The following is a 25,504-nucleotide window of genomic DNA, read 5'->3' on the forward strand; positions in this document are numbered from 1 at the left end:
CCCTTCGCGAAGACCCGGCGGCGGGTGGATCGGGGCGGTGGGGGTGAACGCCCCGATCCACGGCCGCGGGCGGATCGCTCCGCGCGCCTCCTAGGCTGTGGCCCGTGCCTCAGATCCGCACCAACCGAATATCAACAGTTGCTCAACACCCGCCCCGGCCCTGTTGCCACCGGCGGGAACCGGAGAGCAGCATGAGGTTCCGCAGCACGGGAGGTACGGCCGAGGTGACACCGAGCGCTCGACGCCGGATCCTCGTCGTCGACGACGACGAGCGCGTCCGCACGGTCGTGACCTGGCAGCTGGAGGCCGACGGCTTCCTGGTGACCGAGGCGGGCGACGGGCGCGCCGCGCTCGACCGGATCGCCGAACAGGCACCGGATCTGATGGTCCTCGACCTGTCGCTGCCCGGGCTCGGCGGGCTCGACGTGCTGCGGCGGGTCCGGCTCGACCAGGCGCGCCCGCCGCTGCCGGTGGTCGTCCTCAGCGGACGGAGCGGGGAGACCGACCGCATCATCGGGCTCGACCTCGGCGCCGACGACTACCTCGTGAAACCCTTTTCCCCCGAGGAACTCGCCGCGCGGGTGCGCTCGGTGCTGCGCCGCAGCGCCCCGGTGGCCACAGTGGACGGCGCGGCCGAGGACGGCCTCCGCATCGACACCGCGGCCCGCCAGGTCGTCCTCGACGGCGCGTTCGTGGAACTGACCGCCAAGGAGTTCGACCTGCTCGTGTTCCTCGCCCAGCACCCCGGACAGGTGTTCACCCGCGCGCAGCTGCTGCGGGCGGTCTGGCGGTCCTCGCCGGGCTGGCAGTCCGACGCCACGGTCACCGAGCACATCCATCGCCTGCGCGCCAAGCTCGAAGCCGATCCCGGCCGGCCACGCAGGCTCCGCACGGTCCGCGGTGTCGGCTACCGCTGGGAACGCACCCCGTGATCCCGGACCCCTCCCCGATCGGCTCCGCGTTCGGCCACGCCGACAGCCTCCTGCTGCTCGAACGACAGCGGCGGGTGCTGGACCTGCTCGCCTCCGGCGCCGAACTCGGCGACGTCCTCGGCGCGGTGACCGAGGCGCTGAACGAGCTGCTGCCGTACTCGCGGTGTTCGATCCTGCTGCTCGATCCGGTCCGGGCCACGCTGCACCACGGCGCCGCGTCCGGGCTGCCCGCGCACTACGTCGAGGCGATCGAGGGCATGTCCATCGGGCCCGAGGCCGGGTCCTGCGGCTCCTCCGCCCACCACGGGGTCCAGGTGATCGTCGAGGACATCGCGGCCGACCGCCGGTGGGACGACTTCCGCGCGCCCGCCGAGCTGGCCGGCCTGCGCTCCTGCTGGTCCCAGCCCATTCTGGGCCGTGACGGCGGCGTGCTGGGCACCTTCGCCGTGTACCACACCGAGCCGCACCTCCCGCCCGAGCGGGAGGTGCGGCTCGTCGAGCAGTTCACCCACTTCGCCTCGGTCGCCATCGAGCACGCGCGGCTGTTCGGCGCGCTGGCCGAAAGCGAGGAACGCTTCCGGCGCGCGTTCGAGGAAAACGCCGTCGGCCGGGCACTCGTCGGCCTCGACCGCCGCTTCACCCGGGTCAACCGCGCGCTGCGACTCATGCTCGGACTGTCCGAAGTGGACCTTCTCGGCGTCGAGCTGGGCGCCGTGCTGCGGCCGGACCTCGTCGAGCGCACCGCGGACATTCTCACCGATCTCGTCGACGGCGACGCCGACAACGTCCAGTTCGAGACGGTGTGCGTCGGCAGCGACGGTGCCGAGATCGTCACCGCGGCGAACGCGTCGGTCGTGCGGCGCGCCGACGGCGAGAAGATGTACCTGAGCCTCAACCTGCTCGACATCACCCAGCGGCGCGCCGCCGACCGGGAACGGCGCGCCCGGCGGGAGGCCGAGGTCGCCCGGCACGCCGCCGAGGCGGCCAGCCAGGCGAAGTCGGAGTTCCTGACGTCACTGTCCCACGAGCTGCGCACCCCGATGCAGGCGATCACCGGGTTCGCCGAGTTGCTGCGGCGTCTCGACCTGCCCGCAGACCGCCGCCAGTCGGCCCTGCACCACATCACCGAGGCCAGCGATCACATCCTCGCGCTCGTCGACGACGTCCTCGACATCGCCAGGATCGAGGCGGGGGCACTGGAGGTCAGACCGGAACCGCTCGAACTGCGCCAGCTCGTCGGCGAGGTCGTCGCGTTGCTGGAACCGTTGTCCCACCAGCGGATCACGCTGCACCAGGACGGTCCGCAATGCCGGCTCACCGCCGACCGGCGGCGGCTGCGCCAGGTGCTGATCAACCTGGTCACCAACGCGATCCGGCACAACGTGCCCGACGGCTGGGTGCGCGTGGAGACCGCGGTGAACGGGACCACCGCGCTGGTCCGGGTCACCGACTCCGGGCCGGGGATCGGCGCGGAGCTGCTGGCGCGCCTGTTCGTCCCGTTCCAGCGGCTCGACGCCGAGGCACGCGGGGTGCCGGGCGTGGGGCTCGGGCTGGTCCTCGCCCGCGGCCTGACCGAGGCGATGGGCGGGACGCTGCGGCTGACCAGTACCCCCGGCACCGGCACCAGCGTCGAGGTCTCCCTGCCCACCGGCTGACGCGTGGCCGCGGCGTCCGCCCGGCGGATTGAGCGGCCGGTCCGCCGCCGGATAGCCTGGCCGGGCCACCGGACCGGTGGGTACCCCCGCACACCGGCCGGACCGCGAGGAGGCCGGAGCGCATGGGCGGGAGCCGACGGACCGGCCCGCGTCTTTCGGTGCTGGACACCGCGCCGATCGTGCGTGGGTCCACCCCGAGCCGGGCACTGCGTAACACGGTCGACCTCGCGATCCTCGCCGACGAGCTGGGCTACCACCGCTACTGGGTGCCCGAGCACCACGACATGCCCGGCGTCGCCAGTTCCGCTCCCGCCGTGCTGATCGGCCACCTCGCGAACGCCACCCGGCGGCTGCGCGTCGGCGCGGGCGGCGTGCTGCTGCTCAACCACGCGCCGATCGTGGTGGCCGAGCAGTTCGGCACCCTGGCGGCGCTGCACCCCGGACGGATCGACCTCGGCATCGGCCGCGCGCCGGGCGGGCCGCCCGCCGCGGTGGAGGCGGTCCGGCGCGGGGGAACACGGACCGCGGAGTCGTTCCGCGAGCGGCTGAAGGAGCTCCTGGCCTACTTCGCGCCCCGCGAAAACGTGCGGCCGCGGGCGATTCCCGTCCTCGGCGGGAACGTCCCGCCGGTCTGGCTGCTCGGCTCCTCGGCCACCGGCGCCGAACTCGCGGGCGAACTCGGCCTGCCCTACGCCTTCGCCCACCACCTCAACCCGGACGCGGCGCCGGAGGCCGCCCGCGCCTACCGGGAACGGTTCCGCGCCTCGGGGCACACCGACGGACCGGCGACGCTGGTCAGCGTGTCGGTCATCGCCGCCGAGGACGACGACCGCGCCGAATGGCTCGCCGGGTCCACCCGGTTGAAGGTGCTCAGCCGGGTTCGCGGGCACCCCGTCCCGCTGCCGAGCCCCGAGGACGCGGCGGCCTATCCCTACACCGACGACGACCGCGCCGAGATCTCCGCCCGCTCCGGCAGCGTCCTCACCGGCGGTCCGGAGACGGTGACCAAGCGCCTGCAAGCGGTGCTCGACGACACCGGGACCGGTGAGCTCATGGTCACCACGCCGGTGTACCACCACACGGACCGCCGCCGCTCCTACGAGCTGGTCGCCGCCATCGCCGACCGGCTCCGCCCTCGCGAGTCTCCCCCTTCAGTGTGATCGCCTCGGCCCCGAGGAGGAAACCATGTCCGGTCTCGTCCACGCCGCGCTCACCACGGTTCTGCTCGCACCGGTTCTGCTCGCGCCGCCCGCCGTGGCCCCGCAGGACCCGCCCCCGGAGCGGGTGATCATCGACGTCGCCACGATCAACGGGCCGGGGTGCCGTCCTGGCACGACCGAGGTCTCCGTGGCGCCGGGGAACACCGCGTTCACCGTGTCCCATCGGGACTTCTCCGCCAAGGTCGGCGCGCACCTCCCCGAGATCGACCGGCGTAACTGCCGGCTCGGCCTGAACATCCACCTCCCGGCCGGCTTCACCTACGGCCTCCGGCACGCCGAGCACACCGGCGAGGCCGTGCTGGCGGCCGGGGCCGAAGGCACGTTTCGCGGAGCCTCCTACTTCGCGACCGATTCCGCCCCACCGGTCATCAGGCGTACCTTCCGCGGGCCGCTGAACGAGAGCTGGACCGTCGGCGCGGACATCGAACTCGACAAGCCGTGCGGCCTGCCGGGATTCCTGAACCTCAACACGGAGGTACGCCTGCGCGCCGGAACCTCCGGCAAGGGGACCCCAGTCAGCTGGGTGACGCTGGACAGGTCCACCTACCAGCTCACCTGGCGGACCTGCCCACGCTGAACCGGCACCGGTCAAGATCAGCGAGGGTCCGTGAATGCCACATTGAGGGACTCTGAGTCCCTCAATGTGGCATTCACGGACCCGCCTGGCTGGCCCTACGAGACCCCGCGCGCGGCGGTGACCAGCGCGTCGAACAACGCCTGCTGCGCGGGATCCGCCGCGGCGGTGTCCTCCGGATGCCATTGCACGCCCAGGAAATCCGCGCCGGGCAGCTCGGCGGCCTCCACCGTGCCGTCCTCGGCCCACGCCACCGCCCGCAGCCCCGTGCCGAGGCGGTCGAGGCGCTGGTGGTGGAAACAGGACGCCTCGACCTTTTCCCCGACCAGCCCCGCCGTGCGCGAACCCGGCTCGACGCGGACCCCGTGCACGACGTGCCGGTGTGCCTCGGGCATGTGCTGTTCCAGGCTCCCGCCGAGCGCGACGTTGACCACCTGCAGGCCACGGCAGATCGCCAGCAGCGGCCGGCCGGTGTCCAGCGTCCACCGGGCCAGCGCCAGGTCGAACTCGTCCTGCGCGGTGTCCACGTCGTACACCTCGGCCGAGCTCGTCGGCTGCCCGTACCGCACCGGGGCGAGATCCCCGCCGCCGGGCAGCAGGACCCCGTCCGCGAAGGACAGCCGCGTGACGTCGCCCTCCGGGTGCACGGTGAGCGGTTCGCCCCCGGCGGCCAGCACCGCGGCCGACAGGGCCCGCGCGGTGACGACCGCGGAGTACCGCAGCGCCGAGGTCGACGCGGCGAACCGGGCGGGGACGACGATCAGCGGACGGCTCACGGCAGCGCGATCCAGGTCGTCTTGAGGTCGGTGAACTTCTCCAGCGCGTGCAGGGATTTGTCCCGCCCGTGCCCGGAGAGTTTCGTGCCCCCGAACGGCACGGTCAGATCGCCCTCCTCGTAGCAGTTGACCCACACCGTGCCCGCCCGCAGCGCCCGTGAGATCCGGTGCGCCCGGCCGAGGTCGCGTGTCCACACGGCCGCGGCCAGCCCGTAGTCGGTGTCCGCTGCGAGCGCCACCGCCTCCTCGACGGTGCGGAAGGTCAGCACGGACAGGACCGGGCCGAAGATCTCCTCCCGCGCGACCCGCATCCCCGGGGTCACCCGGTCGAGCACGGTCGGCGCCAGGTAGCTGCCGCCGCTGTCCGCGCGGACCCGTTCGCCACCGGCCCGCACCCGCGCGCCCTCGCCGCGCGCGCCGGCCACGTGGGCTTCGATCGTGCCCAAATGATCCTCGCTGACGACCGGGCCCATCCTCGTCGCCGGGTCCAGCGGGTCGCCGGGCGCGAAGTCCGCGGCGCGGACGACGACGCGCTCCAGCACCTCGTCCGCGACGGCCTCGTGCACCAGCAGCCGTGAGGGCGCCGTGCACATCTCGCCGGAGTTGAAGAAGATGCCCCACGCCGAGGTGTCCGCCGCCGCGCCGAGTTCCGGGGCGTCGTCGAGGACGATGTTGGGCGATTTCCCGCCGAGTTCGAGCCAGACGCGTTTGAGGTTGGAATCCGCGGCGTAGCGCAGGAAGTGCCGGCCGACCTCGGTCGATCCGGTGAACGTCACGACGTCCACCCCGTGGTGCAGGCCCAGCGCCCTGCCGGTGACCTCGCCGGGCCCGTTGACGACGTTCAGCACGCCTTCGGGCAGCCCCGCCTCCTCGGCGAGGCGCGCCAGGTGCAGCGCCGACAACGGCGACTGCTCGGCCGGTTTGAGCACGACAGCGCATCCGGCCGCCAGTGCCGGGCCGAGCTTCCAGCCCGCCATGGTGAGCGGGAAGTTCCACGGCACGACGGCGGCGACCACCCCGGCGGGCTCGCGGGTGACCAGCGCGAGCGCGTCCGGCCCGGCGTCGGGTACCTCGCCCGCGGTCTTGTCCGCCGCCTCGGCGTACCAGCGCAGGGTGTTCACGAGCGCGGTCAGTTCGATGCCGCGCGCGTCGGAGATCGGCTTGCCCATCTCCAGCGAGACGGTCAGCGCGAGCACGTCCGCGTCGCGCTCGACCAGGTCCGCAAGCCGCAGCAGGTGTTTCGCGCGCTCGCGCGGTTTGAGGCGCGGCCACGGGCCGCCGTCGAAGGCCCGCCGGGCCGCCGCCACCGCGCGGTCGACGTCGGCCTCCCCCGCCGTGGCGACGTCGGCCAGTGCGGTGCCGTCGCGGGGCGAGACGACGGACATCGGCACGCCGTCGACGGGATCGGTGAACGCGCCACCGATGAACAGCCCGCGGGGGTGGGACACCCGCCCCGCCAGCCGCAGCCAGTCGTCGTGACCGAGGGACATGGCACCTCCAAGAGTGCGCGAACCGGACTTGACCACGTTGGTGCGGTCACTTACGTTTGGGCCCGAACGATATCGCGGACACGGCGATCGGTCCACGACTTTCCAGCGGGAGGAACCAGGGATGACGCACCAGCCGACGGTGGCCGGGGTGCCCGTATCCGGCGAGCACTGGATCGGGGGCCGCCGCGTCGGCGGCACCGGCCGGTTCACCGACGTCTCCCCCATCGACGAGACACCGGTGGCCGAGATCTCGCGCGGCACCGCCGCCGACGTCGACGCGGCGGTCGAAGCGGCCCGAACCGCCTTCGCGAGCTGGTCCCGCACCAGCCGCGAGGAGCGCGCGAGCCTGCTGCACGCCATCGCGGACGGCGTCGAGAAACGGCTCGAGGATCTGGCGATCGTCGAGACCACCGACAACGGCGCGCTGCTGCGCTCCCATCGTCGCGGGGTCATGCCGCGTGTCGCGCACAACTTCCGGTTCTTCGCGAACTGGCTCGTCGACGAGCTGGACCATCCGGACTTCGACACCCGCGGCCACCGCAACCACGTCTCCTGGGACCCGGCCGGGGTGTGCGCGCTCGTCACCCCGTGGAACGCGCCGCTCATGCTGGCCACCTGGAAGATCGCGCCCGCGCTGGCCGCCGGGAACACCGTCGTGCTCAAGCCCGCCGAGTGGACACCGCTCACCGCGTCGCTGTTCGCCGACATCGCCGCCGAAGCGGGGCTTCCCGACGGTGTGTTCAACGTCGTCCAGGGGTACGGGGCCGAAGCGGGCGCGGCGCTGGTCGCGCATCCCGGCGTCCGGCGGATCAGCTTCACCGGATCCGTGCCGACCGCGCGGACGATCGCCGCGGCCGCGGCGCCCAACCTCGTGCCGACCTCGTTCGAGCTCGGCGGGAAGTCGCCGCTGGTGGTGTTCGCCGACGCCGACCTCGACCTCGCGGTGGACCTGGCCGTCGAGCAGTACGACAACGCGGGGCAGGTGTGCCTGGCCGCCGTCCGGCTGCTCGTCGAAGAGTCCGTTGTGGACGAGTTCCGCGCCCGGTTCCTCGCCCGCGCCGCGAAACTCCGCCAGGGCGATCCGCGGGACGAGACCACCGATCTCGGCCCGCAGGTGCACCGCCGCCAGCACGAGAAGATCGACGGGTTCGTCCGCCGCGCGGTCGAGGCCGGGGCCGAGCCGCTGCTCGGCGGCGGCCCCAACACCGAACTGGGCGGCCTCTACTACCGGCCGACGCTGCTCGCCGGGGCCGCCGAGGGCAGCGAGATCCTGACCGAGGAGGTCTTCGGCCCGGTCCTGACGCTGCAGACCTTCCGTGACGAAGAGGATGCCGTCCGGCTCGCCAACTCCACCCGGTTCGGCCTCGCCGCGACGCTCGTGACCGGTGACGAATCCCGGGCGGAGCGGGTCTCCTCGCGGCTCGTCGCGGGCACCGTCTGGGTGAACTGCTTCTTCGTCCGCGACCTGCGGGCCCCCTTCGGCGGCTCCCGCGAGTCCGGGATCGGCCGCGAAGGCGGCACCTGGAGCTTCGATTTCTACTGCGACGTGAAGAACAGCGTCTTCGCGCCACGAGAGGGGAACTGATCATGGGTGAGATCGTCGGCGCGGGCCTGCTCTCGCACGTCCCGACCATCATGCTGCCGGAGAAGACCCGCCGGGAGCTCAACAACGGCGAGGAAACCAGCCTGGTCACCGGCCTGCGGCGGCTCCGCCGCGAGGTGTTCGACGTCCTCGACTACGACACCGTCGTCGTCCTCGACTCGCACTGGGCCACCACGGTGGAATACGTCGTCACCGCGCAGCACCGCCGCGCCGGGCTGTTCACCTCCGAGGAACTGCCACGCGGCATGTGCCGCATCCCCTACGACTTCCCCGGCGACCCGGAACTCGCGCGCGCCGTCGCCGCGCACGCCACCGGACAGGGCACCTGGATCACCCCGATCGACGATCCGTACCTGCCGATCTACTACGCGACCGTGAACCCGTGGAGCTACCTCGGCGTGCCGGAGAAGCGGTGGATCTCCATCGGCGTCTGCCAGACCGCCGACGCCGAGGACAACCTGCGGCTCGGCCGCGCGCTCGCCGCGGGCATCGCCGACACCGACCGGAAGGTCCTGCTGATCGCCTCCGGCGCGTTGTCGCACACGTTCTGGCCGCTGCGCGAACTGCGCGCGCACGAGGCGTCCGGCATCGAGCACATCTACACCCGTGAAGCCGCCGAAGCCGACCTCCAGCGCATCGAATGGTTCACCGCCGGGGACCACGCGAAGGTGCTCGACACCATGGACGAGTTCGCGCGTTTCAAACCGGAAGCGGCTTTCGGGCACTACCTGATGATGGCGGGCGCGCTCGGCGAACAGGCGTGTGTCGCGCCGGGACGCCTCTACAGCGAGTACGAGAACTCCGTCGGCACCGGCCAGGTGCACCTCTGGTTCGACCGGCCCGCCGACGGATGGACCCTGGAGGCCACGCGATGACCGAGTACCGCAGGATCCTGCTCGACGGCGCCGCCGTCGAGGTCGTGCGCGACGGCGACCGGCTGCTCGCCCCGGACGGCCGCGCGGTGGGCGTCGACGAGGCCGTCCACCTGCCGCCGGTGGTGCCGTCCAAGATCATCGCCGTCCACCTGAACTACCACAGCAGGGTGACGGAGTTCCAGGGCAGGCTGCCGCCCGCGCCGACGTACTTCCACAAGCCGACCTCCGCGCTCAACGCGCACGGCGGCGCCGTCGTGCGCCCGGAACGCTGCGAATGGCTGAACTACGAGGGCGAGATCGCGATCGTCATCGGCCGCACCTGCCGCAACGTCTCCCCCGCCGAGGCGGGCGAGTACATCCGCGGCTACACCGTCGCCAACGACTACGGGCTGCACGACTTCCGCGACACCGACGCCGGTTCGATGCTGCGCGTCAAGGGATCCGACACGCTGTGCCCGCTCGGGCCGGGGCTCGTCACCGGCTGGGACTTCCACGGCAAGCGGATCCGCACGCTCGTCAACGGGGAGGTCGCGCAGGACGGGAACACCGCCGACATGGAGTGGGACATGCACTACCTCGTCGCCGACATCGCCCGCACGATCACGTTGTACCCCGGCGACGTCCTGCTGTCCGGGACCCCGGCGAACTCGCGCCCGGTGCGGCCGGGCGACGTCGTCGAGGTCGAGGTGGAGGGCCTGGGCACGCTACGCAACCACATCGTGTCCGGCCCGGTCCCGGTCCGCGCCGACGTCGGCGCCCAGCCGACCGAGTCCGAGGAGGTCCGCTCCACCGCGCTCGGTGGGGACTGGGAGTTCCGCGGCGTCCGGGCTCCCCGGCGTCCTTGATCTCGTTCGCACGGTCCGGAAGGATCGGCTCCACGCCCTATACGGCCAGGCATCCAAAAAAGACGCCTGGCCGTATAGGGCGTTATACATTCAGGTGGCCGGTGGTCTTGCCGGGGTAGTCGGCGTCCGCTCGCGGGTTCAGGCCTGTCCGGCCGAAGGGACTCGCGGCCGGAAGAACCGGTTCGCGGAGCGGGTGTAGAGGGTGCTCACCGTGGCCAGGACGAGCACGAGCTGGACGAGGTCGGTCACCGTCCACCGCTGCTCCCCCGGCCCGACCGGCTCGGCGATCGACCATCCGATCAGAGCCAGCCAGAAGGCGGCGAACACGGTCAGCGCGACCCGTGCCCAGTTTCGCCCTCGATGCGCGAGGAAGACCAGCCAGATCCACGCGATGGCCTGCACCGTCACGATCGCGACCACCAGCATGAAGACGAAAGCGCGGAAGTCTTCACTGTCGGCGAAGCTGGTATCGGGGTCCGGCTCCAGGACGGGGGCTCCCGAAAAGTCCACGAACAGGGAGAGCACCGCCCAGAGCGCGCAGCCGATACCGAGGTACCGCATCCAGGTCAGCACGGGCGGGCGATCGGGCCTGTGTTTGTCCACGTCCACCTTTCGCGCGAAGGCCCGCACGCGTTAGCTGACCGGTTCCTCCCCCACCGTCTCGCCGCGGCCGATGACGGCGAACACCTCGGGGCGGGCCGAGCGCAGCCGCGCGCCCCAGCCGACGCCGGCGAGGCCCGCGACGAGGATCAGGCCCGGCAGAATCCAGCGCAGCGGCGATCCGGGACTGGTGCCGAGCATGACGTCGAAGTTCACCAGCACGAGCACGAACAGGCCGCCGAGCGCGAGCCCGGCCAGTCCCGGCGCCAGCAGCCGCTGCAGGACGGAGTGCCCGCGCGCGTCGCGCCGGAAGTAGCCGACGACCGCGAACGAGGTGAGCGCCATCAGCAGGATGACCCCGGTGGCCCCGACGTTGGTGAGCCAGGTGAACAGCTCCAGCACCGGATCGCGGCCGGTCACCGCGAAGACCGCGAGCACCACCACCGCGAGCACCGTCTGCGTCAGCGAACCCGCGCGCGGGGCACCGGCCCGGGTGGTCGCGGACAGCCCGCGCGGCAGCACCCCTTCCCGGCCGAGCGCGAACAGATACCGCGCCACCGCGTTGTGGAAGCTCAGCAGCGCCGCGAAAAGACTCGTCACGAACAACACGGTCGCGACGTCGGTGAAGATCCGCCCGAGCCGGGCCTCGCCGAGGGTGAACAGCAGGTTCGGGCCCTGCTCACGCGCCTGTGCCACGATCTTGTCGCGCCCGGCGGCCTGGGCGATCGCCCAGGCGCTCACCGCGTAGAACACCCCGATGACACTCACCGCGACATAGGTCGCCCGCGCGACGGTCCGCTTCGGATCACGGCATTCTTCCCCGTAGATGGCAGCGGATTCGAAGCCGACGAAGCTCGCGACGCCGAAACACAGCACCGCGCCCACCCCGGCGACGAACAGGTTCGAGGGCGCGAACCCGGACAGCGTCACCCCGCCCCGGCCGGGGTCGGCGATGCCCGCGACGTCGAACACCACGACCGCGATCGTCTCGAGGACCAGGAGCACGGCCAGCACCTTGGCGTTGAGGTCGACGCGGAGCACGCCGAGCACCCCCACCACGACCACGGCGGCCAGCACCCCGGCCCACCACGGGACTTCCAGCCCGAAGTACGTCCGGCAGAGCTGGGCGCTCGCGGCGCCGAACATGCCGTAGATGCCGACCTGCATGGCGTTGTAGGACACCAGCGCGACGAACGACGCGCCCACGCCCGCCCGCCGGCCGATGCCGTGGGCGATGTAGGCGTAGAACGCGCCGCTGTTGGCGATGTGCCTGCTCATCGCGGCGTAGCCGATCGTGAAGACGATCAGCACGGCGGCCAGCACCAGGAAGGACAGCGGGATGCCCTCGATCCCGGTGACCGCGTAGCTGGTGCTGATCCCGCCCGCCGCCACGGTGAGCGGCGCCGAGGCGGCCACGATGAAGAAGACGATGTCCGGTACCCCGAGCGATCGGGAGCGCCGGACCTTGGCAGGTGGGGACGGGGCGTCGGACACGGGCGACCTCCGGGAACGGACAGCATCGTTCGTTTGGCACCATACGGTTCGCAGGATCGTATGGACCCAAACGTTTTTGCGCAAGACGCGTTGCCGAAACGTCGCCGCGCCTGCCGGGACCCGGCCTGACGAGCAGGTACGCTGTCGCCACTGGACCGATCGGGACACAGGTGACGCATGACCGGGTACTACACGCTCCGCGAGACCGAGAAGGCCGTGACGGAACGGCTGGGCGGACTGGAACTCGACTTCGGCGCGATGGCGGCCGTGTCGAACCTGCACCGGGCCGCCTCCGCGGTGCGCAACCACTTCGAGCAGTCCGTGCTGCGCGACGTCGACCTCACCTGGACCGGCTTCGTCGTCCTGTGGGTGGTGTGGATCTGGGAGGAGATGGAGACCAAGCACGTCGCCGAGGAGTGCGGGATCTCCAAGGGCACGCTGACCGGGGTCGCCAAGACGCTCGAATCACGGGGCCTGCTCGTGCGCACCGTCCCGCCGGACGACCGCAGGCTCTCGGTACTGTCGCTCACCGGCCGCGGCCGTGAGCTGATGACCGAGCTGTTCCCCCGCTTCAACGCCGAGGAGCAGTTCACCCTCACCGGCCTGACCGACCGGCGGACGCAGGAACTGACCCGCACGCTGCGGCACATGGTCAAGCACATCGAAGAGAACGGCGAAGAACGCGAAGCGCGGGTGCGGGCGTCCATCTCGGACAGCAAACTGCCCGAACTCGCCACGGGCGGGCGGCAGCAGCAGAAGCCCGCGGGCACGCGCCGCACCGATCCGCGACGGCGCACCTCTCCCAAGCCCGGCTGACCGGCCGCGCACAGCACGGGCCCGCCGGTGTCCGCTGTGGACGGTGGAGGCGAGCCCCTGGGAAGTCACGGCATCCGGGTTTACCCGGCCTCCCGGCGCGGTACCCGGAAGGACCTGATCGCCTGTCTCGGAGGAGAGGATCATGGTTCACCCCGTGCCGCCCCGGCCCGACCCGATGCGGCCGCCGCCGGAACCACCACCGACACCGCCCGCGCCGGGCCCGCCACGTCCGCCGATCCCGGAGCCGGGCCCGCTCCCGCCGCAACCGGATCCGCCGCGTGGTCACCTCCGCGCACGAGCCGCGCCGAGCACCGCGACGACCTCCCGGTCGGTGGTCTGACCGAAGTCGTCGTACCACTGGCCGACCGCGCGGAAATCCTCCGGCGCCGCCACACAGACGACCTCGTCGGCCACCCCACGCAGCGCCGCCACCGCGTCGGGGGCGCACACCGGCGCGGCGAACACCAGCCTGCGCGGCCGCCCGGCCCGGACGGCGCCCAGGGCGGCCCGCGCGGTGACACCGGTCGCGAGCCCGTCGTCCACGACGAGCACGTCCCGGCCACGCCGGGGCTCCGGTGTCCGGTTCCCCTGGTAGCACGCGACGCGGCGCCGTGCCTCCGCCCGCTCGGCGGCACAGCTCTCCGCGAGATCGCCGGCGTCCAGTCCGAGCACGGCGAGGGTGCGTTCGTCGTAGGTCGGCGGCCCGTCCGGGGTGACCGCGCCGAGCCCGAACTCCGGGTGGCCCGGCGCCCCGATCTTGCGGGCCACCACCACGTCGAGCGGGGCGCCGAGCGCGGCGGCCACCTCGCCGGCGACCGGGACCCCGCCGCGGGCCAGGCCCAGCACCACCGGATCGGACCACGGCCGCTCGCGCAGGAGACCGGCCAGCCGCCGTCCGCCGTCCCGCCGGTCGGTGAACATCCGAGCCGTGCCGTCGCGAAGGAGACGCATCGGATCCGTCCTTTCTCCGATCGTGAGCGGAAGCCGTCCCCCTTCGGGCTACCCGGCCTCGCCGGCCGTCATGCGGCGCGACCGCGAAAGCGCCCCCTCACGACCTGGGGAGACATACGGACCGAACATGTCACACTACGCTCCGCCCCTGTGACCTGCGACAACGCACCTCCGGCGGGTTTGCACACCCGCGTTACGGAAGTCATGATGTCGAACATGAGTTCGACCGACGACGGCGTGCGGCCCGCGGGGGCACGGCGGGTGCAGCCGCCCCGGTGGGTGACGGTGAACCTGCCGCTGTTGTTCCCGCCGCCGTCGCGCCATCAGCGGACGAACACCCCGGCCGGGCTGCAGACCGGGCACGAGGTGACGGGCGAGCTGGTCGGCTGGGCCCGCACCGCCGACGGTGCCTGGCTGGCGCTCGTGCGCTACCAGCTGCACACCGCGGACGAGAAGTGGCAGACGACGTTCACCCACTACCTGCCGGCGCACCTGGTCCAGCCGGTTTCCCTGGTGCGACGGCGCCGGGAGAGCTGGCGATGAGAAAGCGCTTCACAGATCGCCGCCGAGCAGCCTCCCCCTGACCACGGAAGTCCACACTGGACACATACGGGCGGGTCGTCGCGCCGATCGAGGCGCCGGTCACGGGACGGGGTCAGGCCCCGTCGCCACGGGGCTCCGGCGGCGCCCCGGCGGTGAGCCTGGTCCGCGCCTGCGCCGCGTACGGATGGCCGAGCCGGTCGAAGAGTTCGACCGCCCGCAGCCAGGCCCAGGTCGCGCCCGCGTGGTCGTCGGCGGCCGCCCGGGTGTCGCCGAGGCCGAGCAGGGTTTCCGCCTCCTGGTACAGGTCGCCGGTCTGGCGCAGCAGCGTCACCGCCCGCCGGTAGTGCTCGGTCGCGGCGGCGTACCCGCCCAGCCGGTGCTGGATGAAGCCGAGGCTGTCGTGGGCGTATCCGGCACCGTTGGCGTCACCGGCGTCCTCGAGGATCGTCGCCGCCTGGTGGCAGTAACGCAGAGCCGGCTCGTACTCGCCCAGATGCGCGTGCTGCCAGCCCAGGGTGTTGAGGCTGAGCCCCTGCCCCGCCCGGTCACCGGCGATGTCGTGCAGCCGGACGGCGATCCGCGCGTGGGTCACCGCTTCCCCGCGGTCCCCCTCCCGTCCGAGGCACCAGGAGAGCGTCCGGTAGGTGTGCGCGAGTTCGGTCTCGTCCGCGACGGCGGCGTAGTCGCGCAGCGCGTGCCGCAGGTGCCCGCGAGCCCGGCCGAAGTTCTCCAGCCATACCTCCGCGCGGGCGTGACTGCGGTGCAGGCGTGCCTTCCGGACGACGTCGCCCAGCCGTTCGGCGGACGTGTGCGCGAGTTCGGTGACCGCCGCCCAGTCGTGCCAGTGTCCTCGGCGGTCGAACAGTTCGGTCAGGGCGTGGACGAGATCGCAGACCTCGGCGTCGAGCCCGGCGCCGGGCGCGTGCCGGGCCACCGCGAGCAGGGTGTGCCGCTCGGCGTCGTACCAGCGCACCGCCTGCTCGGCGGTCAGCGGGCCGTCCTCGCCCGCCTCCGTCCTGGCCGGGGTGCGCCAGCTCGGCGTGACCGAAGCCGCCGCCAGGCTCGCGGCGCGGACGTAGTGCCGCACGAGCCGCCGGACGGCCGCCGCGCGGTCCTCGACGCTGTCGGACGTACGGGTCAGCTCGCGGCCGTAGCCGCGGAGCAGGTCGTGCATCGAGTACCGGCCGGGAGAGTGTTCACCGATCAGGTGCGCGCGGGCCAGTTCCGTCAGTGCCGCGTGGGCTCGCGCTCGCGCGACGGCCGCCAGGCTCGCCGCCGCCGGCGCGGTGACGTCCACGCCGGGGACCAGCGCGAGCAACCGGAACATCCTGGCCTGGCCGGGATCGAGCTTGTCGTACGACCAGGACAGCACGGCCCGGACGTCGGCGTCGCCGCCGTCCAGCGAGTCAAGGCCACGCTGGAGGCCGCCGAGTTCGGCGGCGAGATCCGCGAGACCGAACCGCGGGTTCGCGATCGCGCGGGCGGCGACGATGGTCAGTGCGAGGGGCAGCCCGGCGCATCGGTCGACGATCCGGCGCGCCGCGGCGGGCTCGCGCGCCACCCGGTCCGCGCCGACGCGGAGCGCGAGCAGGGCGGCGGCCTCGTCCTCGGGCAGGAGATCCACCGTGACCTGGCTGGCGCCGCCCGCCAGCAGCCCGGTGAGCCGACGCCGGCTCGTCACCAGCACGAAGCACCCGGCCGAACCCGGCAGCAGGGGCCGGACCTGTGCTTCGTCCTCGGCGTTGTCGAGCACGACCAGCAGCCGCCGATCGGCCGCCAGCGTCCGGTACAGCGCCGTGCGGGCCGCGAGCCCGGCGGGGATCGCGTCCGGCGCGACGCCCAGTGCCGCGAGGAAGTCGTGCACGACGTCGGCGGGCACAGCCGGCACACCGGCGGGGTCGAAGCCGCGCAGATCCACGTACACCTGCCCGTCGGGGAACCGGTCCCGTACCCCGTGTGCCCACCACACGGCCAGTGCCGTCTTGCCCACCCCCGCCCAGCCGGAGAGGACACCGATCACCGGCCCCGCCCGATCATCCACAGTGGACAACAACTCGTCCAGGCCACGCAGGTGCGCGGCCCGCCCGACGAACGCGGGCACGGCGGGCGGCAGCTGGGCGGGTACGGTGACCGCCGCGGCCGGTGCCGGGCCGCGCCCGATCGGCCCGGTCTCCTGACGCAGCACCCGCAGGTACGCGTCGTGCACGACCGGGCCAGGAGAGATCCCGAGATTGTCCGCGAGCCGCGCGCGCAGGCCGGTGAACAGGTCGACGGCGGCGGCCTGCTGGCCGGTGCCCGCGAGCGCGAGCATCAGCCGGGCGTGCAGGCCCTCGTGCAGTGGTTCCTCCTCGACGTGGGGGCGCAACCGGGCGACCGCGTGGTCGTGCGCGCCGGAAGCCAGTGCGGCGTCGGCGTAGGCGATGAGCGCCGACATCCGGCGCGCCGCGATGGCGACCGCCGCCGGATGCCGGACCAGCCGGGTGCCGACGTCGGCGAGCAGCGGACCGCGCCAGCGGTCCAGCGCCCGCGTCAGCAGCCGCCAGGCCGCGCGGTGGTCGCCGGTGGCGCCCGCCCGCAGACCGCGATCGAGGAGATCGTCGAAGGTGGTCAGGTCGAGGCCGCCCGGTTCGAGCCGGTACCCGGTCGCGGTCCGGACCACGACCCGGGCGGGCCTGTCCGGGGCCCGATCCGGTTCCAGCAGGTCACGCAGCCGGGCGATGTAGGTGTTCACCAGGGCGAGGCAGGTCCGGGGTGGGCGCTCCTCCCACAGCCAGTCGACGATCTCCCCTCGGCCGACCGCGTGCGGCGTGCGGATCGCCAGCAGGCCCAGCAGTTCCCGCAGCCGGCGCGAACGCAGGTCCACGACGTCCTCGCCCCGGTGGACCGACAGCGGGCCGAGGACGTCGATGCGCGGTGCCACCGGCCCGGGCCCGGCGGCGTCCTCGTCGACGGCGGGAGCGTCCGGGCCGACGAGGCCGGCGGGCCGGGGAATGCCGAGCGAGGCCAGCAGCCTGCGCAGCGAACCGTCCCTCGGCGCGGCGACCCGGTTACGTTCGATGTTGCGGACGGTGCGGACGCTCACCCCCGCCCGCGCCGCGAGATCCTCCTGCCGCCACCCCGCCGCGAGCCGGTGCCGGCGCACCAGGCCGCCGAGATCCGGCGTGCGTCCGTCCCCGCTCATCGCGCCTCACCTCCCGGGTGCGCCCCGGGCGTCCGCAGCTGACAGGTTACGCCGATTCGTCCGGATTTCAGCGGGTCACGGAGTACCCCGAAAACCGTCGATGCCGCCAGTTGCCGGTCGAAGGGCGACAGTTGCCGGTCGTCGGCGCGCCTGCACCGCGCCGGGCGGCGAATCCGCGCGGCTCACCGGCACCGGCGCCGCCCGTGCATCGGCGGTACACGGCGCCTGCGAAACCGGTCCATACCGTCGTTTCAGCCGGGCAGTGCCGGTGGCGCTGCCCGGCATCGAACCGTTCGACGGCCATCCGTCGACCGGCGACCGGCCGGTGACGCGTGGTCCACGAGTGAGGGAGGCACCTCCATGAAGATGAGTCAGTCGGTCAGGCCGTTCCGGCGGATCCCGGTCCTGCTGGGCGCGACGCTCGCGATGACCGGGCTCGCGGCCGGCACGGCGTCGGCGGCCGGGCCGGGCGCCGCCAACCACCTGCAGTCCCCGGCGAGCACCCACGGCGCCCGTGTCGCGGGCGTTACGGCCACCACCTGTACGGCGTCCGTCGGCGCCCCGGTCCGGGCCGGTGCCTCCGACGTGGCCCTCGACTACCGGGTCAACTGCGATCAGGAGGTCGTCAGCATCGGAGGCTTCGTCGCGATCTTCCGGGGGGCCGAACAGGTTCCCCTCGGCGGCACCACCGACCCGTTCGTCATCCTGGGACTCGGTGGCGGGAACCAGATCAAGCGGCGGTGTGCCAGCGGCATCCTCTACGGCAAGATGGACGTGGTGGTCAACTTCAAGACCGGCGAGCCGAAGCAGATCTCCCGGACATTCTTCGGCCCGGCGTCCCGCATCACCTGCTGAGCCCGTTCCCGGCCGGGGCGGGCGACCGTCCGCCCCGGCCGCTCCGTCCTTTGTGGACCGGTGTCAGGAGTCCGCGCGGGGGAAGCGTTCCTGGCCGAGGAAGATCGGGTTCGTCATCGCGACCATGGCGTTGGGCACGGTGGTCTTCGGGCCGCCGGACGGGCGCCGCACCTCGGCCCGCACCCACCGGCTGTAGCGCGGATACGTCGTCCACGTGACGGTGGCGGTGCCCGAGGCGGGGACGGTCTCGGTGTGTTCGGGGCCCAGCTGGTCGAGGAAGGTGACCGTGGTGCCCGGGACGCCGCCCACGACGGCCTTGACCGTGACCGGGGTGCCGGTCCCGGCGGGCAGCCGCTCGCCGATGCCGGCCGTCCTCGTCCCGTCGGTGACGGTGAACTCCAGTGACACGTCCGCGGACTCCGCCAGCCAGGAGTGCCCGGCCTTCAGCCCGGCGAGGAGGTCCTTCCTGGCGAGGCCGTCCGCGCGGACGACGGTGTGCGGCAGGCCGACGGTGTGGTCCGGGGTGTGCGCGTCGGAGTCGCCGATCGCCGGGATCCAGCGGCCGCCGCGCAGGAGCCCGTCCCAGTGGATGACGGCGGCCTGGTCCTCTTCGGTCCACGGGCCGTTCCACACCTCGACGAGGTCGGCGAGTTCGTAGGCGTATTCGTAGGTGCAGCCGAAGCAGTTGGCGAACGGGTGCGCCGCGGTCACCAGTCCGCCGTGGCGGTGCACCTGGTCGACGAACCGGCGGAACTGGACCGGGTCGGACGCGCGGTAGCGCCAGTCGATCCATTTCCCGGCGGGGAGGCCGATCGCGGGCCAGTGCCCGGAGCGGGTGGTGACCTCTTCGCCGTTGAGGATCAGCAGGTCGTCGGTGGCGTGCCCGCCCCACTGCAGGGACGCGCTCGGGGTGTTGTGCTCGGTGGAGACGATGAAGTCGAGTTTCGCCGCGCGGGCGGCGGCCACGAGTTCGGCCGGGGTGCGCTTGCCGTCGGAGTGCACCGTGTGCAGATGACTGTCGCCGCGGTACCAGGACGCGCCGCGCTGACGGGCGGGCGCGGTCTCCGGCGCGGGATCCGGCCGGAACGCCGGTCCCGGCGGGCCGAAGGTCAGCGTGATGTCGACGCGGTAGCGCAGGCCCTGCGGCGCGACCGTGTAGGGCCCGAGGATCACGTGCCACCGGCCCGGCGTGATCGGCCCCGGCAGATAACCCGGCGTCGCCTCCGAAGCGCTGATCGAGAACCGGTCCCGGAATCCGCCGGACCAGCCGCGGAATCCGCGCTCGTTGCCCAGCTGGTGCCCTTCCGGGCCGAACATCCCGATGTCGCAGGCGTTTCCCCGGACCCCGCCGGGCACCTGCGGCCGGTCGTAGGAATAGACGACGTCGACCCGGCTCACCCCGCGCGGGACGTCGACCGGGAGGTAGTACCAGTCCGGGATGTCCGGGGTGAAGGTGCCGGTGACGGTCTTCGTCACCGGGCCGCCGCCCGGTCCGGGCGCCGCGAACGCCACGCCCGGCAGCATCGCCATGGCCGCGCCCGCCGCGACCGCGCCGCCGCCCCACAGCGCCGAACGCCTGCTGATGTCCCCAGTAGACATACGTACCTCCGCATTCCGCTCGGCTCGACGCTAGGTCACCGTGTCGCGGCCGCTCAACCACCAACGGGTGAACACTGACCCGGGGTTAAGCTGCCCCGGTGACAGGTGAGCCGCGGATTCTCGTCGTCGAGGACGCCGAAGCCATCCGCGTCTCGGTGGAGACGGCGCTGACCTCGGCGGGCTTCACCGTGCGCGCGCTCGCCGACGGCGCCGCGCTGGAACCGGAACTCGCCCGTTTCCGCCCGGATCTGGTGATCCTGGACGTGATGCTTCCCGGCCGCGACGGTTTCGAGCTGCTCGGCGTGGTGCGCAGGCGGTCGGCGGCCGGGGTGGTGATGCTGACCGCCCGTGACGGCGTCGAGGACCGGCTGCGCGGTTTCGGCGAGGGCGCGGACGACTACGTCGGGAAGCCGTTCGCGCTGGCGGAACTCGTGGCCAGGGCGGGCGCGGTGCTGCGCCGGACCGGACGGACCCGGCCCGCGATCGAGATCGGCGAGCTCGTGGTGGACGTCGAGGCGGGCACGGTGCACTACGGCGGGAAACCGGTCGATCTCACCGCGACGGAGTGGAAGCTGCTGGGCTACCTCGCCACGCACCGCGACCGCGTGGTCGGGAAGACGCAGATCCTCACCGCGGTGTGGGGTTACGAGGACTACGCCGCGAACCTGGTCGAGGTCAATGTCAGCACGCTGCGTAAGAAGCTCGAGGCGCACGGGCCGCGGCTGCTGCACACCGTGCGCGGGCAGGGTTACATCCTGCGCGGGGACGCTGGGTGAGCGGGCTCCGCACGGCGTCGCTGTATCGCCGGGTCACCGTCACCGCGCTCACCGTGCTGGTGGTGGTGCTGGTGATCGTCGGTTTCGTGGTGAACGCGGTGTTCCGCGCGCAGGCGGAAAAGGACGTCAACGCGCTGCTCGCCGCGCGTGTCCAGCTGGCCCAGCAGCTGGCGAAGCAGAATCCGAGCCCGCCGAACCTGCTGCGGCGGGTCGAGACGCGCGGGGTGCGCGGACAGCTGGCCATGCCCGACGGCGCCGTTTACGGAGCGTTGCAACCGCCGTCGTCCACCCGGCTGCGTCAGGTGAAGGCGACGTTGTCCGGTGGGGCGAAGGTCAACGGCGCCAAGCTGACGTTGACCGCCGACGATTCCATCGTGGCCGGGGCGGAACGGACGCTGAAGCAGCTGTTGCTGATCACCGGCCTGATCGCGGTCCTGGTCACCGCGGTCGCGCTGTTGCTCGGTGTCCGGTTCGCACTGTCCCCTTTGGACGCCATGACACGGCTCGCGCGCTCGATCGTGTCCGGCAGGCGCGGTGGCAGGCTGGCGCCGGTGCGCACCAGCACCGAACTGGGCCGTACGGCGGCGGCCTTCGACGCCGCGCTGGACGCGCTCGAAGGCGCCGAACGCGCGGCCAGGGCCTCGGAGGAACGCACCCGCCGGTTCGTCGCGGACGCCGCGCACGAGCTGCGGACCCCGATCACCGGGGTCCAGGCGGCGGCCGAAGCCGCGGTGCAGCTGCCGCCGGACGCGGACCCCGAACAGCGGGAGCGGCTCCAGCTGCTGGTGGTCCGCGAATCGCGGCGGGCCGGGCAGCTGGTCAACGATCTGCTGGAACTGGCCCGGCTGGACGCGGGGGCGGAGATCGGGCGGGCGCCGGTGGAGTTGCTCGCGCTGGCCGAAGCGCAGGCGGAGCGGGCGCGGCTGCTCGCCCCCGAGGTCACGGTGACCGTCGGTGGCGCGGACGGCCGGGTGCTGGGCGACGCGGACCGGCTCACCCAGATCCTGGCGAACCTGGTCGACAACGCGCTGCAGGCGATGTCCGGGCACGGGAAGTTGACGATTTCCGTGGCCCCGGACGGATTCGTGGTGACCGACAGCGGCCCCGGTGTGCCGGAGGCCGACCGCGAGCGGATCTTCGACCGGCTCGTCCGGCTCGACGAGGCCAGGGACCGGCGTGCCGGCGGCTCGGGCCTCGGCCTGGCCATCGCCCGGGGTTTCGCCCGCGCCCACGGCGGCGACCTGCGCTGCGCCGCGGCTCCCGGTGGCGGCGCCGCCTTCGTCCTCACCGGCCTCACCCCGGCCTGACGCGCTCCCCCGACGCCGTGAAGGCGCCTTCACAGTGCTGGTCGCGGTCCGTGGGGGCCTCCCCGAGAGACCTGGAGTCCCTCAAGGAGGCCCCCACGGACCGGCCCCGCTCTCGACCGTTTTCGTCGGTCCCTCCCCCTAGGATGTTCGGCAAGGGGGCCTCGGGGTGTCCTGAATCTTCCGTTCATTCCTTCGCGGCGTGCCGCGAGCCGCTTGCCTTGCGCCCCAATGTGGCGTTCGGTGCGTCCAACGCACCGAACGCCACATTCGCTGCGTCCAACGCACCCAATGCCACATTGGGGCGTTCGACCGCCGGGCAGCCGGGCCCGCGCGAGGGTCAGGTGAGGAGGCCGTCGAGGCGGCCGGTGTGACCCGGCAGCACCCGGCCGGCGTCGGTGCCCAGTACCTTTTCCAGCATGGTCGCGTAGACGTCCCGGAAGTCCGTGCTCTGCTTGAGGTCACCGTTGTCCAAATCGGACAGACTCGGCTCGGTGCCGTGGAAGCCGCCGCGGACCCCGTTGCCGAGCACGAACATCGGGCCCGCGGTGCCGTGGTCGGTGCCGTCGCTGGCGTTCGCGGTGACCCGGCGCCCGAACTCCGAGTACACCACGACGACCGCCTGCCTGCCGCGGTCGGTCTTGCCGAGCCGCTGCGCGAACGGGGTCAGCGCGCCGTCGAGTTCGGTCAGCAGCCGCTGCTGGGTGCCGCGCTCGTCGGCGTGGGTGTCGAAACCGCCCAGCGACACGGAATACGCGCGCGTCGGCACGCCGGCCTCGATCAGCCCGGCGACCAGGTCGAGCTGAGCCGCCAGCGCGCCCTTCGGCCGTTGTCCCTTGGCCTGCTGTCCCTTGGCCGGGTGTCCGCCCGGCGGGTGGGTGGCGCCGCCGAGCACGCGGACGGCGTTGTGGAGGTCGCCGATCGACTTCGCGGCCTTCGCCTGCCAGAACCCCTCCCCCGGCTGGGCCGCGCCGAGTCCCTCGAAGGACTTGCCGAGGCCGCCCTTCGGCAGCGCGAGTCCGCCGACCGGGAGCGAGGCGGCCGCGGTCTGCGCCCCGGCCAGCAGCGGCGGCAGCACGGGTTCCACCGACACCGCGCGCAGCGGGTCGTCCCCGGCGCTGTCGAGCCACCGCCCAAGCCAGCCGGTCGGCACCGAGGTCTCCGGCGAAGCCGTCTGCCAGATCGCCATCGACCGGAAGTGGCTGTGGTCCGGCTTCGGGTAGCCGACCCCGCGCACGATGGCGAGTTCCTTGGCGTCCCAGAGTCCTTTGAGGCCCTTCATGCCGGGGTTCAGGCCGAGTCCCTCGCCGAGGTCGAGCACGTCCTCCGGCTGGTAGGCCAGCTCGGGCCGCGCGTCCTGGTAGCGGCTGTCGCCCGCGGGCACGACCGTGTTCAGCCCGTCGTTGCCGCCGTAGAGCGTGACCACGACGAGCACGCCCGCCTTCGGGTCGAGCGGCGTCCGGTCGGCGGCGGTCATCAGGTCCGCCCAGTCGACCTGGGTCGCCCCGGCCGCGAGCGCGCCCGCCGCGGTGACACCGGAGGCGATCAGGAACCTCCGCCGAGTCAGCTTGTTCATCGGATCTACCCGCTCACCACGTACTCGGGGGCACATGCGGCCACAGTGGACAGTTGCTTGACGTCGCCGGCGACCCCGGCCAGCGCGGCGCGGGTCCGGTCCGACCAGGCGTCCACGCCGAGGAGATCGCCGATCGCGGCGGCCTTGTCGGAGGCCTTCTCGACGGCGCCCAGGTCCGCGTGCTGGGCGACCAGCTGCGCCAGGTGCAGCCGGGCCACCCCGGCCGAGGTGGTCAGCCAGGCTCCGCCCGCCGCCCAGCCCCCGACGCTGGGCGGGGAGAACGGGACCTGGCCCATCCCGCGCAGCCCGGCCAGCAGCTGCGTCTTCCCCTTCTCGTCCAGGCGGGCCGGCCGGACGCCGAGCGCGCGCATGAGCCCGGCGAGCCATTCCACCGGCTGCTTCACCAGCGCGGTCGAAGGATCCCGGAACAGGGGTTCCGCGGCGATGGCGGTGAGCAGCGCGCGGATGTCGCGGGCGCCGCCGTAGGCCGCGACGAGGCGGTTGAGCACGTCGGCCGGGGGCGGGGCCGGGGAGACGAGCCGGAACCACAGCCGCCCGACCACGAACGGGGCCGATTCCGGCCTGCTCAGCACGAGTTCCACAAAGGACTTCGCGTCGAAGTCCTTTGTGGCGCCGAGGATGCTCTTCGCGGTGTTGTCGTGCCGTTTCGCGGCGAACTGGGCGGTGGTGGTGTCGCGTTTGGCGGTCCAGCCGGTCAGCGCCCGCGCCGCCTCCCGGACGTCGTTCTCGCTGTAGTGGCCGACGCCGAGCGCGAACAGCTCCATGAATTCGCGGGCGAGGTTCTCGTTGGGCTTGCCCGCGCGGTTGCTGTTCCCGTCCAGCCACAGCAGCATCGCGGGGTCGACGATCATCGCCTGCGCCAGCGCGGTGAAGCCGCCCATGCCGAGCGTGCGCTGGGCCTGGTTCTGCGCGAGCATCAGCTGCGGGCTCTTCACCTTCTGCTCGCTCGTCGCGAAGTGCCCGTGCCAGAACCAGGTCAGTCGCTCGACCGAGGCGATCTCGGCCGCGACCATCCGGTCCAGCCACCAGATCACCGCCTGGGTGGCCTGCCCCTGGAGTTGTTTCGCGGCGGCCTGTTTAGCCGCCTTGTCCTGCTTGTTCTGCTTGCCCGGCCGGTCGGGTGGCGCACCGAGCTGCGGGATCGGCGTCGCCTTCGCGCCGGCGTCGTCGCCGGGCGTCAGCAGCCGTGCCGCCGTCTCGGCGAAACCCCGGTCCAGGTCGCCGGGCCGTGGCCCGAACCCGAACCGGTCGTGGAGCCGGCGCACCGCCGCTCGCTCGGAAATACCCGCCATGAGGTGATCGTCCGGTGGATGCCCGTGCCGGGCGAGCCGCGGACGATCACCTTAAGCAGATCTTCAGCCAGCGGGCACCGTCGGTGACCAGACGGGTACTCCCGGCCGGTCAGAGCACGTCCACGTCGTACCCGATCACCGAGGCGGGCGAGAGCAGCCCGCCGACACACTCGGCCGACGAAGAACCGAAGGGGACCCAGTAGCCCACCGTCGTCCAGAAAGCGTTCCCCGACGCGCAATGCGCGACAGCTCGGTAGGTGAAGCCCGGGTAGGGCGGGAAACAGCGCACCGTGATGCCCTCGCCGAACAGGACACTGTATTCCGCCGCGGCGCAGGAGCGCGGCGGGCGGCTGTTCTCCGCGGCCGACGCGGGCGCCCCGACCAGGAAAGTCAGCGCGACAATTGTCAGAACAAAGGCCGCCATCCGTTTTCGCACGGCAGTTCTCCTGTCTGGAAGGACTGAACCATTTCCGGAATGAGCGTACGGATCGGCGGGAATCACCGGCAATTAACCGGGTAAGTGAAC

22 protein-coding genes are annotated in these 25,504 nt (G+C 72.6%); 12 read left to right on the plus strand and 10 right to left on the minus strand.

Translation table 11 applies throughout. The annotated features are described in order from the left end of the window. The first annotated feature begins 191 nt into the window (after nt 1-191). The 4 genes from ABD987_RS16420 to ABD987_RS16435 all read left to right on the plus strand — a co-directional run bounded on the left by ABD987_RS16420 (nt 192) and on the right by ABD987_RS16435 (nt 4,384). Nucleotides 192-932: a response regulator transcription factor gene (locus tag ABD987_RS16420; protein ID WP_345393261.1), complete on the plus strand. Its 741-nt coding sequence runs from the start codon at nt 192-194 to the stop codon at nt 930-932. Continuing rightward, nucleotides 929-2,587, plus strand: coding sequence for a GAF domain-containing sensor histidine kinase (locus ABD987_RS16425; RefSeq protein ID WP_345393264.1), 1,659 nt, complete (start codon nt 929-931; stop codon nt 2,585-2,587). The genes ABD987_RS16420 and ABD987_RS16425 overlap by 4 nt, the downstream gene beginning before the upstream one ends. A gap of 122 nt (nt 2,588-2,709) precedes the next feature. Then, nucleotides 2,710-3,747, plus strand: a complete 1,038-nt coding sequence (locus ABD987_RS16430; protein WP_345393267.1) for an LLM class flavin-dependent oxidoreductase — start codon at nt 2,710-2,712, stop codon at nt 3,745-3,747. 25 nt (nt 3,748-3,772) lie between these two features. Beyond that, nucleotides 3,773-4,384, plus strand: coding sequence for a DUF4360 domain-containing protein (locus tag ABD987_RS16435; RefSeq protein WP_345393270.1), 612 nt, complete (start codon nt 3,773-3,775; stop codon nt 4,382-4,384). 95 nt (nt 4,385-4,479) lie between these two features. Here the strand turns inward: ABD987_RS16435 and ABD987_RS16440 are convergent, their stop codons facing one another. After that, complete coding sequence (locus tag ABD987_RS16440; RefSeq protein WP_345393273.1) at nt 4,480-5,157, minus strand: gamma-glutamyl-gamma-aminobutyrate hydrolase family protein; 678 nt, start codon at nt 5,155-5,157, stop codon at nt 4,480-4,482. Continuing rightward, entirely contained in the window at nt 5,154-6,647 is a 1,494-nt protein-coding gene (locus ABD987_RS16445) for an aldehyde dehydrogenase (protein ID WP_345393276.1), read from the minus strand. Before ABD987_RS16445 ends, ABD987_RS16440 begins: the two co-directional genes overlap by 4 nt. A gap of 121 nt (nt 6,648-6,768) precedes the next feature. Here ABD987_RS16445 and ABD987_RS16450 point away from each other — a divergent pair, with 121 nt between their 5' ends. Genes ABD987_RS16450 through ABD987_RS16460 form a run of 3 tightly spaced genes read left to right on the plus strand, consistent with a single transcriptional unit; the run spans nt 6,769 to nt 9,970 of the window. Beyond that, nucleotides 6,769-8,232 carry an aldehyde dehydrogenase gene (locus ABD987_RS16450; protein ID WP_345393279.1) on the plus strand — a complete coding sequence of 488 codons (1,464 nt, stop codon included), beginning with the start codon at nt 6,769-6,771 and terminating at the stop codon, nt 8,230-8,232. Nucleotides 8,233-8,234: 2 nt separating this feature from the next. After that, on the plus strand, nt 8,235-9,125 hold the full coding sequence (locus ABD987_RS16455) for a 3,4-dihydroxyphenylacetate 2,3-dioxygenase (RefSeq protein WP_345393282.1): 891 nt from the start codon (nt 8,235-8,237) through the stop codon (nt 9,123-9,125). Then, complete coding sequence (locus ABD987_RS16460) at nt 9,122-9,970, plus strand: fumarylacetoacetate hydrolase family protein (RefSeq protein WP_345393285.1); 849 nt, start codon at nt 9,122-9,124, stop codon at nt 9,968-9,970. Before ABD987_RS16455 ends, ABD987_RS16460 begins: the two co-directional genes overlap by 4 nt. A gap of 138 nt (nt 9,971-10,108) precedes the next feature. Here ABD987_RS16460 and ABD987_RS16465 read toward each other — a convergent pair whose 3' ends face one another. Both ABD987_RS16465 and ABD987_RS16470 read right to left on the minus strand, forming a co-directional pair. Beyond that, the gene (locus ABD987_RS16465) at nt 10,109-10,573 is read right to left on the minus strand and encodes a hypothetical protein (protein WP_345393288.1); all 465 of its coding nucleotides are present in this window, start codon (nt 10,571-10,573) and stop codon (nt 10,109-10,111) included. 30 nt (nt 10,574-10,603) lie between these two features. Beyond that, nucleotides 10,604-12,064, minus strand: a complete 1,461-nt coding sequence (locus ABD987_RS16470) for an APC family permease (RefSeq protein WP_345393291.1) — start codon at nt 12,062-12,064, stop codon at nt 10,604-10,606. 177 nt (nt 12,065-12,241) lie between these two features. On the opposite strand from ABD987_RS16470, the gene ABD987_RS16475 reads away from it, so the two are divergent. Continuing rightward, complete coding sequence (locus ABD987_RS16475) at nt 12,242-12,880, plus strand: MarR family winged helix-turn-helix transcriptional regulator (protein ID WP_345393294.1); 639 nt, start codon at nt 12,242-12,244, stop codon at nt 12,878-12,880. 282 nt (nt 12,881-13,162) lie between these two features. Here ABD987_RS16475 and ABD987_RS16480 read toward each other — a convergent pair whose 3' ends face one another. Beyond that, a complete protein-coding gene (locus ABD987_RS16480; RefSeq protein ID WP_345393297.1) occupies nt 13,163-13,831 on the minus strand; it encodes a phosphoribosyltransferase in 669 nt (222 codons plus the stop codon). A 216-nt stretch (nt 13,832-14,047) separates the two neighbouring features. Here ABD987_RS16480 and ABD987_RS16485 point away from each other — a divergent pair, with 216 nt between their 5' ends. Then, the gene (locus ABD987_RS16485) at nt 14,048-14,374 is read left to right on the plus strand and encodes a hypothetical protein (protein WP_345393300.1); all 327 of its coding nucleotides are present in this window, start codon (nt 14,048-14,050) and stop codon (nt 14,372-14,374) included. Nucleotides 14,375-14,486: 112 nt separating this feature from the next. On the opposite strand, the gene ABD987_RS16490 is transcribed toward ABD987_RS16485, so the two are convergent. Beyond that, nucleotides 14,487-17,555: a BTAD domain-containing putative transcriptional regulator gene (locus tag ABD987_RS16490; RefSeq protein WP_345393303.1), complete on the minus strand. Its 3,069-nt coding sequence runs from the start codon at nt 17,553-17,555 to the stop codon at nt 14,487-14,489. A 360-nt stretch (nt 17,556-17,915) separates the two neighbouring features. Here ABD987_RS16490 and ABD987_RS16495 point away from each other — a divergent pair, with 360 nt between their 5' ends. Next, nucleotides 17,916-18,410, plus strand: coding sequence for a hypothetical protein (locus tag ABD987_RS16495; RefSeq protein WP_345393306.1), 495 nt, complete (start codon nt 17,916-17,918; stop codon nt 18,408-18,410). A 63-nt stretch (nt 18,411-18,473) separates the two neighbouring features. On the opposite strand, the gene ABD987_RS16500 is transcribed toward ABD987_RS16495, so the two are convergent. Continuing rightward, nucleotides 18,474-20,009 carry a CehA/McbA family metallohydrolase gene (locus tag ABD987_RS16500; RefSeq protein ID WP_345393309.1) on the minus strand — a complete coding sequence of 512 codons (1,536 nt, stop codon included), beginning with the start codon at nt 20,007-20,009 and terminating at the stop codon, nt 18,474-18,476. Nucleotides 20,010-20,107: 98 nt separating this feature from the next. Between ABD987_RS16500 and ABD987_RS16505 the strand changes: the two genes are divergently transcribed. Next, nucleotides 20,108-20,785, plus strand: coding sequence for a response regulator transcription factor (locus ABD987_RS16505; protein ID WP_345393312.1), 678 nt, complete (start codon nt 20,108-20,110; stop codon nt 20,783-20,785). After that, entirely contained in the window at nt 20,782-22,092 is a 1,311-nt protein-coding gene (locus tag ABD987_RS16510; protein ID WP_345393315.1) for a sensor histidine kinase, read from the plus strand. The genes ABD987_RS16505 and ABD987_RS16510 overlap by 4 nt, the downstream gene beginning before the upstream one ends. Nucleotides 22,093-22,429: 337 nt before the next feature. On the opposite strand, the gene ABD987_RS16515 is transcribed toward ABD987_RS16510, so the two are convergent. The 3 genes from ABD987_RS16515 to ABD987_RS16525 form a co-directional block, all read right to left on the minus strand. Continuing rightward, nucleotides 22,430-23,665, minus strand: a complete 1,236-nt coding sequence (locus ABD987_RS16515) for a DUF1501 domain-containing protein (protein WP_345393318.1) — start codon at nt 23,663-23,665, stop codon at nt 22,430-22,432. 5 nt (nt 23,666-23,670) lie between these two features. Next, the gene (locus ABD987_RS16520; protein ID WP_345393321.1) at nt 23,671-24,978 is read right to left on the minus strand and encodes a DUF1800 domain-containing protein; all 1,308 of its coding nucleotides are present in this window, start codon (nt 24,976-24,978) and stop codon (nt 23,671-23,673) included. A 109-nt stretch (nt 24,979-25,087) separates the two neighbouring features. Beyond that, nucleotides 25,088-25,414 carry a hypothetical protein gene (locus ABD987_RS16525; protein WP_345393324.1) on the minus strand — a complete coding sequence of 109 codons (327 nt, stop codon included), beginning with the start codon at nt 25,412-25,414 and terminating at the stop codon, nt 25,088-25,090. Nucleotides 25,415-25,504 lie beyond the last annotated feature (90 nt).

Origin of the sequence: Amycolatopsis samaneae, from assembly GCF_039541975.1 — a bacterium.
Classification (GTDB): domain Bacteria; phylum Actinomycetota; class Actinomycetes; order Mycobacteriales; family Pseudonocardiaceae; genus Amycolatopsis; species Amycolatopsis samaneae.